Origin of the sequence: Flavobacterium arcticum, assembly GCF_003344925.1 — a bacterium.
Taxonomy (GTDB): Bacteria; Bacteroidota; Bacteroidia; order Flavobacteriales; family Flavobacteriaceae; genus Flavobacterium; species Flavobacterium arcticum.
Window position 1 is genome coordinate 22,740 of sequence record NZ_CP031188.1, and the last position, 14,572, is coordinate 37,311.

The 14,572-nt window shown below is 33.1% G+C and carries 19 protein-coding genes; 6 read left to right on the forward strand and 13 right to left on the reverse strand.

The features are described 5' to 3' along the window. Nucleotides 1-122 precede the first annotated feature (122 nt). Entirely contained in the window at nt 123-1,217 is a 1,095-nt protein-coding gene (locus tag DVK85_RS00130) for a Nif3-like dinuclear metal center hexameric protein (protein ID WP_114676487.1), read from the forward strand. Between the two features lies 1 nt (nt 1,218). Here DVK85_RS00130 and DVK85_RS00135 read toward each other — a convergent pair whose 3' ends face one another. After that, nucleotides 1,219-1,752, reverse strand: a complete 534-nt coding sequence (locus DVK85_RS00135; RefSeq protein ID WP_114676488.1) for a DUF6584 family protein — start codon at nt 1,750-1,752, stop codon at nt 1,219-1,221. 170 nt (nt 1,753-1,922) lie between these two features. Here DVK85_RS00135 and DVK85_RS00140 point away from each other — a divergent pair, with 170 nt between their 5' ends. The 4 genes from DVK85_RS00140 to DVK85_RS00155 all read left to right on the forward strand — a co-directional run bounded on the left by DVK85_RS00140 (nt 1,923) and on the right by DVK85_RS00155 (nt 5,764). Continuing rightward, a complete protein-coding gene (locus DVK85_RS00140) occupies nt 1,923-2,702 on the forward strand; it encodes a zinc ribbon domain-containing protein (protein ID WP_114676489.1) in 780 nt (259 codons plus the stop codon). Between the two features lie 42 nt (nt 2,703-2,744). Then, nucleotides 2,745-3,590, forward strand: a complete 846-nt coding sequence (locus DVK85_RS00145) for an alpha/beta hydrolase (protein WP_114676490.1) — start codon at nt 2,745-2,747, stop codon at nt 3,588-3,590. Nucleotides 3,591-3,663: 73 nt separating this feature from the next. Then, nucleotides 3,664-5,253: a bacillithiol biosynthesis cysteine-adding enzyme BshC gene (gene bshC, locus DVK85_RS00150; protein ID WP_114676491.1), complete on the forward strand. Its 1,590-nt coding sequence runs from the start codon at nt 3,664-3,666 to the stop codon at nt 5,251-5,253. A 91-nt stretch (nt 5,254-5,344) separates the two neighbouring features. Beyond that, the gene (locus tag DVK85_RS00155) at nt 5,345-5,764 is read left to right on the forward strand and encodes a nucleoside-diphosphate kinase (protein WP_114676492.1); all 420 of its coding nucleotides are present in this window, start codon (nt 5,345-5,347) and stop codon (nt 5,762-5,764) included. Between the two features lie 54 nt (nt 5,765-5,818). On the opposite strand, the gene DVK85_RS00160 is transcribed toward DVK85_RS00155, so the two are convergent. Together DVK85_RS00160 and DVK85_RS00165 are read right to left on the reverse strand one after the other, a co-directional pair. Continuing rightward, nucleotides 5,819-6,115, reverse strand: coding sequence for a DUF721 domain-containing protein (locus DVK85_RS00160; protein ID WP_114676493.1), 297 nt, complete (start codon nt 6,113-6,115; stop codon nt 5,819-5,821). Continuing rightward, nucleotides 6,115-6,531, reverse strand: a complete 417-nt coding sequence (locus DVK85_RS00165) for a lipocalin family protein (RefSeq protein WP_114676494.1) — start codon at nt 6,529-6,531, stop codon at nt 6,115-6,117. The genes DVK85_RS00160 and DVK85_RS00165 overlap by 1 nt, the downstream gene beginning before the upstream one ends. 119 nt (nt 6,532-6,650) lie before the next feature. Between DVK85_RS00165 and DVK85_RS00170 the strand changes: the two genes are divergently transcribed. Then, nucleotides 6,651-7,721, forward strand: coding sequence for a serine hydrolase domain-containing protein (locus tag DVK85_RS00170; protein ID WP_114676495.1), 1,071 nt, complete (start codon nt 6,651-6,653; stop codon nt 7,719-7,721). Nucleotides 7,722-7,781: 60 nt separating this feature from the next. On the opposite strand, the gene DVK85_RS00175 is transcribed toward DVK85_RS00170, so the two are convergent. The 10 genes from DVK85_RS00175 to DVK85_RS00220 form a co-directional block, all read right to left on the reverse strand. After that, nucleotides 7,782-9,020 carry a hypothetical protein gene (locus tag DVK85_RS00175; RefSeq protein ID WP_114676496.1) on the reverse strand — a complete coding sequence of 413 codons (1,239 nt, stop codon included), beginning with the start codon at nt 9,018-9,020 and terminating at the stop codon, nt 7,782-7,784. 23 nt (nt 9,021-9,043) lie between these two features. Next, the gene (gene ftsY, locus DVK85_RS00180) at nt 9,044-9,997 is read right to left on the reverse strand and encodes a signal recognition particle-docking protein FtsY (RefSeq protein WP_114676497.1); all 954 of its coding nucleotides are present in this window, start codon (nt 9,995-9,997) and stop codon (nt 9,044-9,046) included. Between the two features lie 96 nt (nt 9,998-10,093). Then, nucleotides 10,094-10,246 carry a DUF4295 domain-containing protein gene (locus tag DVK85_RS00185; RefSeq protein WP_114676498.1) on the reverse strand — a complete coding sequence of 51 codons (153 nt, stop codon included), beginning with the start codon at nt 10,244-10,246 and terminating at the stop codon, nt 10,094-10,096. Nucleotides 10,247-10,253: 7 nt separating this feature from the next. Further along, entirely contained in the window at nt 10,254-10,436 is a 183-nt protein-coding gene (rpmG, locus tag DVK85_RS00190) for a 50S ribosomal protein L33 (protein WP_011963553.1), read from the reverse strand. Between the two features lie 28 nt (nt 10,437-10,464). Then, nucleotides 10,465-10,701 (reverse strand): 50S ribosomal protein L28, encoded by a 237-nt coding sequence (gene rpmB, locus DVK85_RS00195; protein WP_114676499.1) that lies wholly within the window; start codon nt 10,699-10,701, stop codon nt 10,465-10,467. A gap of 79 nt (nt 10,702-10,780) precedes the next feature. Further along, nucleotides 10,781-12,028, reverse strand: a complete 1,248-nt coding sequence (locus DVK85_RS00200) for a CinA family nicotinamide mononucleotide deamidase-related protein (protein ID WP_114676500.1) — start codon at nt 12,026-12,028, stop codon at nt 10,781-10,783. 7 nt (nt 12,029-12,035) lie between these two features. Then, a complete protein-coding gene (locus tag DVK85_RS00205) occupies nt 12,036-12,308 on the reverse strand; it encodes a histidine kinase (protein WP_317048244.1) in 273 nt (90 codons plus the stop codon). A gap of 71 nt (nt 12,309-12,379) precedes the next feature. After that, entirely contained in the window at nt 12,380-12,991 is a 612-nt protein-coding gene (locus DVK85_RS00210) for a fumarylacetoacetate hydrolase family protein (RefSeq protein ID WP_114676502.1), read from the reverse strand. A 19-nt stretch (nt 12,992-13,010) separates the two neighbouring features. Beyond that, nucleotides 13,011-13,787 carry a 3'-5' exonuclease gene (locus tag DVK85_RS00215; protein ID WP_114676503.1) on the reverse strand — a complete coding sequence of 259 codons (777 nt, stop codon included), beginning with the start codon at nt 13,785-13,787 and terminating at the stop codon, nt 13,011-13,013. Nucleotides 13,788-13,885: 98 nt separating this feature from the next. Then, a complete protein-coding gene (locus DVK85_RS00220; RefSeq protein ID WP_114676504.1) occupies nt 13,886-14,545 on the reverse strand; it encodes a M15 family metallopeptidase in 660 nt (219 codons plus the stop codon). Nucleotides 14,546-14,572: the final 27 nt, after the last annotated feature.

Here is a 14,572-nt window from a genome sequence, read left to right on the forward strand (position 1 = left end):
CAAACATAAGTGTTTTTTTTTAAAAATCTAAATAAAAATCACAAACAACGTTGCTTTTGTATACTTGTTTTATTTTGGGCTATAACGAGTTATAACTATATTTGATTTAAAATAAAAAGTTCATGAAAATTAAAGCAATACTCGATATACTAGAAGAAATGGCTCCACTAGCCTATGCCGAAGATTTTGACAATGTAGGTTTGCTTACTGGGAATCCTGATGATGAAACCACAGGAGTATTAGTATGTCACGATGCTTTAGAGCGTGTAATTGACGAAGCTATTGCCAAAAACTGCAACATAGTAGTTTGCTTTCACCCGATACTGTTTTCGGGGTTAAAAAAAATTACAGGCAAAAACTATGTAGAACGCGCTGTAATAAAAGCTATTAAAAATGACATTGCTATATATGCAGTACACACAGCATTAGACAACCACAAACAAGGTGTAAACAAAATATTTTGTAACGCTTTAGGCTTGACTAATACAAAAACACTAATACCTAAAGAAAACTTTATTCGTAAACTAGTAACATTTACCACACCAGAGAATGCTGTAAAACTTCGCAATGCATTATTTAATGCAGGAGCAGGAAACATAGGTAATTATGAAAATTGCAGTTATAGTTCGCAAGGGTTAGGTACTTATCAAGGTACTAACGATAGTAACCCAACTATAGGTATAGCAGGCGATTTTATGGAAGAAAGCGAAATAAAACTTGAGGTAACTTTCGAAAAACATCTTGAAAGTAAAATCCTGAAAGCATTATTTAACAATCATGTTTATGAAGAAGTAGCCTATGAGGTATACAGTTTAGAAAATAGTCATCAAAATATAGGTTTAGGCATGATAGGAGAACTGGAAACTGAAATAAACGAAGAAGAGTTCTTACTATTTGTAAAAGATAAAATGCAAACAGGCGGCATCCGGCATAGTGCATATACAGGTAAACCAATAAAAAAAGTTGCTGTACTAGGCGGCTCAGGAAGTTTTGCTATAAAAAATGCCATAGTAGCAGGAGCCGATGCCTATCTTACTGCCGATTTAAAGTATCATAATTTTTATGAAGCAGAAAATAAATTATTATTAGCTGATATTGGGCATTTTGAAAGCGAACGTTACACAAAAGATTATATAGTTGATTATCTTAAAACTCGAATTAAAAACATTAATGTTATATCAACTGAAAAAAACACTAATCCTGTAAAGTATTTCTAATTTAAAAAAGGCTTATAATCCATGATATAGCTGTGACTATACCTGTAATAAAAAATAATATACATAAAAAGAATATCCCAATAAGTAGTTTAGTTATCAATTTTTCCTTGAAAGTTTCTTTGTAATTAATATTATCAAGTTCTTTATATTTTTTAGGTTTATACCGAACAGAGTGCCCCATACTTTTAACCTCATTCTCTATACTCAAAAGTCGTTTACGAGCATATTCTGGAAGTCCTGATTTATCTCCTCGATATTTTAAATCGTTTAATATTTGAATAGGAGAATTATTTACTGATTCTTGATACACTTTAACACTTTTCCTTATATAGTCATGAGTAGGTTCTGTTAATACCCAATACAGTCCTGCCATATCTAAAAATCCACTTTCATAATATAGTAATGCTAGCACCTCTCTTGCTTCGGTAGCATCTGGGTAGGTATTAAGAACATTTTTGAGCCTGTTGATAGCCCTTTGCTTTAAACCTTTGTTTATTTCAGTTTGAGCTTTTTCAAGCTGTACATTAAGATACATTATATAGTATTTTAATTATTATCTAGTGTAAATATATAAAAAGCAACTATAAACATTTCACTTAAATACCTCACAAAACATTACATACTTGATTATCTTACGAAAAAAATCATTAATTTTGCAATTATTTTATCGCAAGAAAATACAAATCCAGTTAAGTACTTATAAATATGGCGAATACCAAGGAGTTAAGTGTTGAAGAGAAGCTAAGAGCACTTTATGATTTACAGTTAATTGATTCAAGAATAGACGAGATAAGAAATGTGAGAGGCGAACTTCCGCTTGAAGTGGAAGATTTAGAAGATGAAGTAGCAGGACTTACTACAAGGCTTGATAAACTGAAAACCGACCTTGAATCTATCGAAGATCAGATTAAAGAAAAGAAGAACGGTATTGATGACCACAAAGCTGCTATAAAGAAATATACAGAGCAGCAAAAAAATGTGCGTAACAACCGTGAGTTCAACTCGCTTACAAAAGAAGTTGAATTTCAAGAGCTTGAAATAGAGCTTGCTGAAAAGCACATTAAAGAAATGAAAGCTACTATAGAGCACAAGAAAGAAGTTATAGGGCAATCTAGCGAAAGACTTGAAGCTAAGAAAAATCACTTACAGCATAAAAAATCAGAATTAGACGCTATTATGTCTGAAACTGAAAAAGAAGAAACTTTCTTAACACAAAAATCTGCTGAATATGAAGCAGGTATCGAGCCAAGACTTATGGCAGCTTATAAAAGAATAAGAGGTAGTGTGAGAAACGGTCTTGCGGTAGTATCTATAGAAAGAGGAGCTTCGGCAGGTTCTTTCTTTACTATACCGCCACAAACGCAAATGGAAATAGCTTCTCGCAAAAAGATCATTACTGATGAGCATAGCGGAAGAATATTAGTCGATAGCGCACTAGCTGACGAAGAAAAAGAAAAAATGGAGCAATTATTTGCTAAAATATAATACGTGAAGCCCCCGCCAAAACGGGGGCTTTTTTTTGCTATTATGTCAAAAATTTTCACCTACATACTTACAAAAACAATAGGGCTATATATTAATATAGTAAGCTACATTTCGCCTAACAAGGCAAAAAAGCTTGCCTATAAATTTTTTAGTGAGCCACGCGAAGGAAGGCTTACACAAGCACAATTACCAAAAATTTTACAGGAAGCCGAAGCCGAAATGGTTACGCACAACGAATTTATTTTCCAAACATACACATGGCTGGGAGGTAGTAAAAAAATACTACTAGTACATGGCTGGGAAAGCAATGCCTCACGATGGGAACTGTTTATCCCTTATCTCAAAAAAGAAAATTATACTATTATTGCCCTCGATGCACCTGCACATGGGCTTTCATCTGGACAAGAATTTAATATTCCGCAATATGCCGAGTTTATAGATATAATAGTTAATAGAGTACAACCAGACTATATGGTAGGGCACTCTATAGGTGGTGCAACATCATTATACTACCAGTCGCATTACCAAAGTAATTTTATCAAAAAAATGGTAGTACTAGGTGCGCCAAGTGACCTTAACACATTACTTACAAATTATAGAGGTTTACTAAGCCTTAATAATAATGTTTCGATGTTACTTAAAAATCACTTTACAGAACACTTTAAAATAAACCCCGAAGATTTTTCTGGAAGTAAGTTTGCTGCGAGTATAAAAATACAGGGACTACTTGTTCATGATACAGAAGATGAAGTAGTTGATTTTACTGAGGGCGAAAAAATTGCAAAAGCATGGGAGAGCGCAGAATTTTTAGTAACAAACGGACTTAAGCACAGTATGCATGATGATAGTTTGTACAATAAAATTTGTACGTTTCTAAAAACAGAATAGTTTTACATCATAACAAAGCATTAAGAATTCTACTTAAAATTTTTCCGTAATTTTACAGGAAAATAACCATTCAATGCCATCAGACTGTATAAGCTATCAAAATTCAGGATATTTCACACCACTAATTGTAGATTATCTTAATCAAAAGAAAAACCTGAAATCGCTATACCATCGTTTCCCTACGCTCCAAAACTTTAAAGCGCAGCTTGAAGAAAAACAACAAAGTTACTCTTCTGAATTTCGTGATGTATTAGTAAATACTTTATCAGAGCAATATCAAAATATTGAGACCTCTGCTTCTACACTGCATAACATACAGTTACTAAAAGAAAACACTACATTTACCATTACTACAGGACATCAGCTAAACCTTTTTACAGGTCCTCTTTATTTTCTTTATAAAATAGTATCAACAATCAATCTTTGTAAAGAATTAAAAGTTGCTTACCCTAACCATAACTTTGTACCCATCTACTGGATGGCTACAGAAGATCATGATTTTGAAGAAATAAACTACTTTAATTTTAAGGATAAAAAAATAAAATGGTGTCGTGAAAGTACTGGTCCTGTAGGTAGGCTTTCTACCGAAGGTCTTGATGCGGTATTAAATTTTTTTAGTAAAGAGCTTGGTGCAGGTAATAATGCCGAAACATTAAAATCACTTTTTGAGGCTGCCTATATTAATCACGATAATCTTGCCCATGCTACGCGATACTTAGCAAATGAATTATTTGGCAATGAAGGTATGGTAATTATGGACGCTGATAATGCCAATTTAAAACAACTTTTTACACCTCACATAAAAGAAGAGTTACTCCACCAAACGTCGCACGCTAAAGTAGCCGAAACGACTGAAAGTCTTAGCAAATATAATATACAGGTAAACCCAAGAGAAATAAACTTATTTTATATAGAAGATAACCTTCGGGAGCGCATTATTTTGCAAGATGGTATATACCACATTAACAATACTGAACTACAGTTTACCGAAAATGAATTACTCGCAACACTAGACAAGCATCCCGAAAAATTTAGCCCTAACGTTATTATGCGCCCACTATATCAAGAGGTTATATTGCCTAATCTTTGCTACATAGGTGGTGGTGGCGAAATTGCCTATTGGTTAGAACTCAAAACTTTTTTTGAAGCTTCAAATGTAACGTTCCCTATATTATTATTGCGTAACTCTGTATTGCTAGCCACGCAAAAACAAGCTAAAAAGCTAGACAAGCTCAACCTTAGCTGGGCTGATATTTTCTTGAAACAGCAAGAACTCATGAATAATAAAATTCATGTTTTCTCAGAATTTCAATTAGACTTTACAGAGCAAAAAATGTTTTTGAATGAGCAGTTTAAAAAGCTGAGAGCTATAGCTGTAAAAACAGATGCTTCTTTTATAGGGGCAGTAAAAGCTCAGGAAACTAAGCAACTAAAAGGTCTTGAAAATCTTGAAAAACGATTATTAAAAGCAGAGAAACACAATCATGCAGATGAGTTAGAGCGTATTGCTATTTTGCAAAATGAGCTTTTCCCGTCGCAAAGCCTTCAGGAACGGAAAACAAATTTTTCTGAATTTTATCTTGACCATAAAGAACAGTTATTTGAAAAGTTATTAAAAGACTTAAAACCACTTGAACAAGAATTCTCGATAATTGTACTTTAGTTATAGAAGCAATAAAAAAATAGAAACATTAATAATTAATTAAAGTTATTAATTTAAAAACTACTATTTTTGCAGCAAATTAAAAAAAATCATGGCAACAAACAGAACATTTACAATGATTAAGCCAGATGCTGTTGCAAACGGACACATCGGTGGTATTTTATCAATGATAACTGAAGCAGGTTTCAGAATCGTTTCTCTTAAATTAACACAACTTACAGTAGCTGATGCTAAAGAGTTTTATGCTGTACACAGCGAAAGACCATTTTATGGTGAGCTTGTAGAGTTTATGTCTAGAGGTCCTATCGTAGCTGCTATTCTTGAAAAAGATAACGCTATCGAAGATTTCAGAACTTTAATTGGTGCTACTAACCCAGCAGAAGCTGCAGAAGGTACTATCCGTAAAAAATATGCTACGTCAATAGGTGAAAACGCTGTTCACGGATCTGATAGCGATGAAAATGCAGCTATAGAAGGTGCATTCCATTTTGCAGGTAGAGAGCAATTCTAATAAAAGAAACACTCTTTTTATATAAAAAATGCCGCTATATAGCGGCATTTTTGTTTATCGTAATATTACTTCTTTGACTACTTCGCGACCTAAATCTTCATTAATCATTTTTACAATCTTTTCCTTACCATAACTCAGCTCTTCACGCAACACTGCCGATGTAAGTGCGACATATAGTGTGCCATTTTTTAGCATTATTTCGCTAGTATAATTATTTACACCATTCCCCATAAGGTTTTTCCATGCATCGCGTACCTCTATTTTATCAATACCTGGCTGTAATCTATTAGCTCCTATAAACTCTTTCAGCACATCGCCTATTGAGTTATTGTCATTTAATCGTTTTGCCATTATTTAATACTAAAAGGTTGTGGTTTTTTATAGTGATATTCTATATCCTGTTCATTCTTTAATACAAGATGTTCCTCATCAATTTCAAGTATTTGTTCTTTCCATTTAGAAAAATCAGTAGTATAGCTAATATAAGTTTTATTATCTTCTTTAGTTATCGCCATTTCCTCCGAAGTATCATTTACACGATATGTACCATCAAACTGCGGCATCACTTTTTTACGAATTCCTTTATTATCTTTAAGTTCAAAATAATCAATTATAGGATTTACTTTATATTCTTTCTCAATACCATCGGGCATTATAGCTACTTCTATTTCCCAATATCCGTTTAAATATACTAAGTCTTCATCTGCAATATTATTACCACATGAAATAGTTATTATTGCCAATAAAAGTAATATACACTTCTTCATTCCTCTATTATTTTTTGGTAGCTACAAATTTACTGAAAATAAAATGGCTTAAAATTAAAAATAGAATGAATATCTATTAAACTATTCAATACATTTATAGTCAAACAAATAAAATATAAATGAGAAATATTCTATTAGCATTTAGTACTCTTTTTATAATATCTTGTAATTCTGATAACAATGATACTCCACCTATAGCAGAAGAAACGGAGACTATGTATTTTCCCGATAATAATACTGATATTTGGGAAACAAAATCATCTGCCGAGCTAGGATGGAACGAAAGTGCAAAAAGCGAATTAGTTACTTTTTTAGAAACAAAAAATTCTAAATCGTTTATGATATTAGTAAACGGACGCATAGTAATGGAAGAATATTTTGACGGACATACTGCTACTACTCCTTGGTATTGGGCAAGTGCTGGTAAAACACTTACTACAGCACTAACTGGTATAGCCGAACAAGAAGGTTACCTCGATATAGATAGTAAAGTGAGTGATTATTTAGGCATAGGATGGACGAATGCACCCGTTGAAAAAGAAAATCTTATAACATCTAAACACTTGCTCACTATGACATCGGGGCTTGATGATGCATTAGGAGATAATGTATCACCTGCCAATTTACAATATGTAGCCGATGCAGGAACACGATGGGCATACCATAATGTATATGTAAAGTTGCAAGATATTGTTGCCGAAGCTACAGCGCAAAGCTGGAATGACTACTTTAACAATAAACTAAAAAGCCCAACAGGAATGACGGGGGCATGGATACCAACTGGCGATCTTAATGTTTACTGGAGCACTACACGAAGTATGGCACGTTTTGGGCTACTGGCGCTTAATAATGGTAAATGGAAAGAGCAACAAATAATAAATAGTAACTATTTTAATAATGCTATTACTCCGTCACAAAGTATTAATAAGTCATACGGTTACCTGTGGTGGATAAACGGAGAGCAAAGCTACCACTTGCCACAAACACAGTTTGAATTTCAAGGCAGCATTATACCTTCAGGTTCTGCCGATATGTATATGGCTCTTGGTAAAAATGACCAAAAAATTTATGTTATCCCTTCTAAAAAAATGGTTATAATCCGTATGGGTAATACCGCTGATGATGAAAATTTCGCAGTTTCTGATTTTGATGAAGAACTATGGGTAAAAATAAACTTTGTTATTAATTAATAACAAAGCCCCTTCTTTAAGAAGGGGCTTTGTTTAACCATATATATTATATTTTTATTCTTAATTTAAAGTATACCTTAGATTAAGACCTATTCTACTAATATCAGTAGTTAACATTCCTCCATTAGAAAACAGATTTCTAGCAGTTTCATATCGTATCGCTGCTCCAAATTTATTTTTATACATATAGCCAACGCCTATATTACCACAAAAGCTAGACCCTAATTCACGTTTTCTTAACTGGGTAGTAGAGGCACTTCCATCAGTTGTAGATGAAATAGTTTCTATATTCAAATCTCCAAATGGCTTTGTTACTCCCAAAGCACCATCTATAAAAAACTTATTATAACCTTTAACTATAGCATTATATCTCAGTCCAAACTGTAAATTAATAGCCTGCATATCAATATCATAGTTTTCAACAGTAAAACCACCAAATCCACGATCATAAACAGCTTTTGTTTTAGCAGAAAGGCTCTCAAATTCAACTTTTCCGAAAAATTCCCACTTTTCCGAAGGTAAAACTAGAGCAACTTCAAGACCTAAAGTTGGTGCAATAACGTTTTCAACTTCAGAATCTGAGCCTGAACCTTTAATCCCAAAACTATAATAATTAGCCGCAGCAAATACTGTAAAATTAATTTTAGATCCTTTACTCGTACTGTTGTTATAAACAGTATATAAATTACCGTTACACTCATTATACTTTTTAAAAACTCGTATAAGATCTTTCTTTCCATAACTTATAGTTGCAAAAAAGCTGCGATCTTCGTTTTCACATCTAACATTATTTAAAAGCTGTTGTAAATAAAGGTTATTCTCAGCAACAATAGCTTCCGAAGGGCGATAACGTTTGTATAATAATTGCTGAATATCTTTTGAAGGGGTGCTATAAAAAAACTTTGTTCCTTTACTATTACTATAAGAGTATAACGAAACCTCTCCTTCTAAAATTACATTTAAGAAACCAGTAGTCTCAACCCAATCTGGTTCTGAGATACTACTTAGTCTCTTAAAATTTGTTTCAGAATTGTCTATTTCAAATATTTTCTTTATAAACTTAAACTCTTTACCTATACCATATTCAGAAATGTCATTAACATCAATAGCCGAAAATGACTCTCCTGTACTTTGTTCTTTAAATCCTAAAGATTCGGTATCATAAAAATCTGTTGTTTTAAAATAGCCATCAACACGTTGTCCATCATTAGTAATGTAGTAACCTTGTTGTTGATTTTCATTTTGGGCATACATTGAAAATGCAGTTAATAATACTGCAAGAAAAGTAACAAATTTCATAAATTAATTTATTGATTAGTGATTTATTTAAAGAAAGAATCTACAAATTCATGTTTATTAAACACCTGTAAATCCTCTATACCTTCGCCAATACCAATATACTTTACAGGAATTTGAAACTGATCTGAAATACCTATTACAACACCACCTTTAGCTGTACCATCAAGTTTAGTAACAGCAAGCGAGGTAACCTCTGTTGCAGCAGTAAATTGCTTAGCTTGTTCAAAGGCATTTTGTCCTGTAGAACCATCTAGTACTAATAATACATCGTGCGGAGCATCGCCTATTACTTTTTGCATTACCCTTTTTACTTTGGTAAGCTCATTCATTAAGTTTACCTTATTATGTAGTCGACCTGCTGTATCAATAATAACAACATCTGCATTTTGTGTAACAGCAGACTCTAATGTATCAAATGCCACAGATGCAGGGTCACTACCCATTTGTTGTTTTACAATAGGTACTCCTACTCTATCTGCCCATACTTGCAGTTGATCTATAGCAGCAGCCCTAAAAGTATCGGCTGCACCTAATACTACATTGTGTCCTGCTTTTTTAAACTGATAGGCAAGTTTACCAATAGTAGTTGTTTTACCAACACCATTTACACCAACCACCATAAGTACATATGGTTTTTTATCTTTCGGGATTTCAAAATCGGTTGCATTACCCGAATTAGTTTCAGATAGCAATGCAGCAATTTCTTCTCTTAATATTTGATTCAGTTCATCTGTACCCAAATATTTATCACGAGATACGCGCTCTTCAATGCGTCCTATAACTTTAAGTGTAGTATTTACACCTACGTCAGATGATACTAAAACCTCTTCAAGGTTATCTAATACCTCATCATCTACTTTAGATTTCCCTGCTACAGCCTTAGAAAGTTTAGAAAAGAAAGAAGTTTTTGTTTTTTCAAGCCCCTTATCAAGGGTTTCTTTTTTTTCTGAAGAAAATATTTTTTTAAAGAAACTCATAATATAAATAGTCTATTTATTCCGACCGTAAAGATAGAAAATAAAAAAGCTACTTTCCTTAACGGAAAGTAGCTTTTCTATATATGATAAGGATTATTATTTCTTCTTAAGAAAAGTATCCACTTCTTCAGGAGCCATAACGCTTTCAACGAAAGTATAAGCACCAGATTTAGGTGATTTTACCATTTTGATAGCTTTGGTAAGTCTTTTTGAAGATGTTTGTAAGGTTGCTACGGTTTTCTTTGCCATGACTCTATTATTTTATTTCTTTATGAACAGTTACTCTCTTCAAAACAGGATTAAACTTTTTAATCTCTAGTCTATCTGGAGTATTTTTTTTGTTTTTGGTAGTTATATACCTAGAAGTTCCAGCTACACCAGAAGCTTTATGCTCGGTACACTCTAAAATAACCTGGATTCTATTACCTTTCTTTGCCATTTTTTTCTAATATATTAGTTGGTACAGATTACTTGATAAATCCTTTTTCTTTAGCTTCTTTTAAAACTGAAGTAATACCTTTTTTGTTAATTGTTTTGATAGTAGAAGCAGCCACCCTAAGAGTTATCCACCTGTCTTCTTCAGGAAGATAAAAACGCTTCTTCATTAAGTTTACACTAAACTTTCTCTTAGTCTTGTTCATTGCGTGAGAAACATTGTTTCCTACCATCGCTCTTTTACCTGTAAGGGCACAAACTCTTGACATTATATTTCGCTTTTATATCGTTATTCAAAATCAGGGTGCAAAGAAAGAAAAAATAAATCTATTACACAAACATAATCAGTTAGTTTTTCAAAAATTCTTTGTAAATTTTTTCTAACGCTTTGTTCGATGCTCTGTCTATAACTTTTTCACGTGGTTGTCCTAGTTTAAGTTCCTCACTAAAAACGCCTTTAGGAGTTGCTAAACCTATAAAAACAGTCCCTACATCAGCACTACCTTCTTCTTTCGTTGGTCCTGCATTACCTGTTGTTGCCAATGCATAATCAGTACCAAAAATAGCCTTTGCTTTTGCCGCCATAGCTTCGGCAACCTGAGCACTAACTACATTATGCTTTTTTATAAAAGCTTCTTCAATTCCTAATAAATTAACCTTACTTTCTATAGAGTAAGTAACCACCCCTCCTTTAAAATAATTAGAAGCTCCCGCAGTAGCTGTAAGCATTTGTGCTAGTTTACCACCTGTACAACTTTCAGCTACTGCAATTGTTTTTTGTTGCTGCATAAGTAGTTTTCCTACTACAACTTCTAGTGTTTCATCTTCTTCATACCCTACTATAATATCATCTATAAGGGTTTTTAATTTCTCTGTTTCAGCAACAATACCATCGCGCAAAATAACTTCATCAAGTCCTCTAGCGCTAAGACGTAAACGTACCCTACCTGGACTTGGCAAATAGGCTAGTCTTATAAATTCGGGCAAGTTGTTTTCCCAATCCTCTATCCGCTCGGCTATTATGCTTTCTCCTTCCCCGTAAGTAAGTATTGTTTTGTGTAGTATATAAGGACGCTTATACTTAGTTATAAGCCTTGGTAACACCTCTTTTACTATTATATCTTTCATCTCATAAGGTACTCCAGGAAGCGATATAAAAACAGTTCCTTCTTTCTCCATCCACATACCTGGCGCTGTACCAACACTATTAAACAATACAGTACTGCGCGACGGAACAAGAGCTTGGTCTTTATTCATTTGCGAAGCTGTGCGTTGTAAAACCTGTTTTATAAGTGTTTCTACATGTATAAGTACGTCTTGATTAACTACTAATTCGTCATCAAAATATTCGCAAAGTGTGTGTTTTGTAATATCATCTTTCGTTGGTCCTAGTCCTCCTGTAATAATTACAATATCAACATTATTTTGCAATGCAGAAAGTGTGCTGAGTATATGTTGCTGCTCATCGCTTATAGAGAGCATTTCGTGTACGGCTATCCCTATTTTGTCTAATGCTTTAGCTATATAACCCGAATTGGTATCGGTAATTTGCCCTATAAGTATTTCATCGCCTACCGTTACAATGGCTGCTTTCATATAACAATTAAAGATTAAAATCTTTTTTAAGTTCTTTTAATGTGAGGTTTACATAATCCTTAAGACTTTTAACCACCTCTTTTATTTCTTTTTTCTTGCCCTCTACTCTAGTCCATTCTTCTATTGTTAACACATCATTGTAGGCAATATCCATTCCTAATAAGTCTAGTGTAGGTTTTATCTTATGAGCGGCATAATACACTTTTTTATGATCTTTTTCATTCAATCCTTCTTTCATATTTCGTATCTCAACAGGAACTTCTTCGGTAAAAAGAATCACTATTTGCCTAGCGAAGTCTAAATCATTGTCAGAAATCGCATATACTTTCGATAAATTATAATTTAATGCCATTATTTTACGTGTATACTAAATAATTTTCTCCCTTCTAAATATCCTTCTAACACATCGTTATGGTTAACTCTAGCTACACCTTTTGGTGTACCTGTAAATATAATATCGCCTTTTTTTAGCGTAAAATATTGCGAAACATAAGCAATTAACTCATCTATTTTCCAGAGCATTTGCTGTGTGTTTCCTTTTTGCACCACACTATCATTATTAGTTAATTCAAAATTAAGATTGTTTACATCTCCCAGTTCTGCTTTACTAATAAACTCACTTATTACAGCCGATCCGTCAAAAGCTTTTGCTTTTTCCCAAGGTAACCCTTTCTCTTTTAGCTTCACCTGAAGGTCGCGTGCTGTAAAATCAATACCAAGCCCTATTTCATCATAATATTTATGAGCAAACTTAGCATCTATATACTTTCCTACTTTATTAATCTTTACAAGCACCTCTACTTCATGGTGCACATCATTACTAAACTCAGGTATTACAAACGGAAACTTTTTTAGCACTATAGCTGTATCTGGCTTCATGAAAATAACAGGCTCATCTGGTTTTTCGTTTTGTAGTTCGCTAATATGATCAGCATAATTTCTACCTATACAAATAATCTTCATTCTTAACGCTTGAATTCGTTTATGCTAATTTATTATTTAATTTTCGCAGTTTAATTGCTGTTAGTACTTTTTTAGTATATAATGGGAAATCAGCATTTTGCATCCAACCATAATAACCTGGCTCTTGCTCTAAAATTGTTTCTACCTTAACACCTTTATTTTTACCAAAACCAAACACCTCATTACCATCTTTATCAAGCACTATAAAGCCTGCAAAATCTACCGTTACTTTACGAGTAGTATATTCTGAAAGTGTTTTTATATCATTTGGTAAATCATCATAATGATCTAATTGCGATTTCAATATTTCGTAGGTAGCATTAGTATCAACCTCTGCACTATGTGCATTTTCTAATATTTGACCGCAATAAAACTTATATGCTGCACTAAGAGTTCGTTCTTCTTTTTTATGAAAAATAGTTTGCACATCTACCGATACACGATTTTTCATATCAAAATCAACACCAGCACGCAACAACTCCTCTGCTAATAACGGAATATCAAACCTATCAGAATTATACCCTCCTAAGTCAGAATCTTTCATCATAGCATATATTTGACTCGAAAGCTCTTTAAATGTAGGCTCATTAGCTACTTTTTCGTCAGTAACACCATGAAAAGCTATCGTTTCGGGTGGTATAGGTCGTTCAGGGTTTACTAGCCATGTCCTACTCTCTTTATTCCCATTAGGATATACTTTTAGTATCGATATTTCAACAATTTTATCTTTGCTAATATCAGTTCCCGTCGTTTCAAGATCAAAAAAACAAATGGGTCTGTGTAGTTTAAGTTCCATATCTAAATATTGTATAATTACAAATATAGCCTTAGTATATTTTAAAAAGAAACAGTATCAAGAATTTATTATCGTTCTATTTACAAACTAAAAACACCCTATTCATCACACTCCCATACAAAATTAGCCACAGGATATTGCTTCTTCACATAATCGAAATGCCACCATTCATTATCATAGGGTATAAAGCCTGCCTTTGTCATAATCTTTCGCAGTACCCCTCTATTTTTTTTCCCTTCTTCTGTAATATCAATCGCAGCATAATGTGATAATTTTGAGAAATCATCAAATTCATTCCCCATATCTAACAAATTACCTTCTTGGTCTGCCAATGCAACATCTACTGCCAGTCCTCTATTATGATTAGATCCTTTATCTGGTTTGGCAACATAGCGCGGATTATTTACTATCTCATACATTTTATACTGAAACTGATAAGGGCGATAACAATCGTAAATAACTAGTTTTAAATTTTCTGTTTTAGCTATTTGATTTGCTTCAGCTAACGCTTCGGCTGCTTCGGGACGCAAAAAGCAACGTGCGCAGGGATAAATTTTTTGATGCATAAAATTAGTCGTATCAGCATATACCATTTTATTAATAATAGTCAATGCTTCAAAGTCTATTTCGGAAAATTGATCTTGAATAGAATTTTTTACTAATGTTTTACTTTTACCCATACTAGTACTTGTAACAAATAACACGATACCTGTTAGTGCAAGAAAAGAATAAAAGAAAAGTCTGCTTATCAATTTCATATAAAACAAATATATAAATTGACAGAC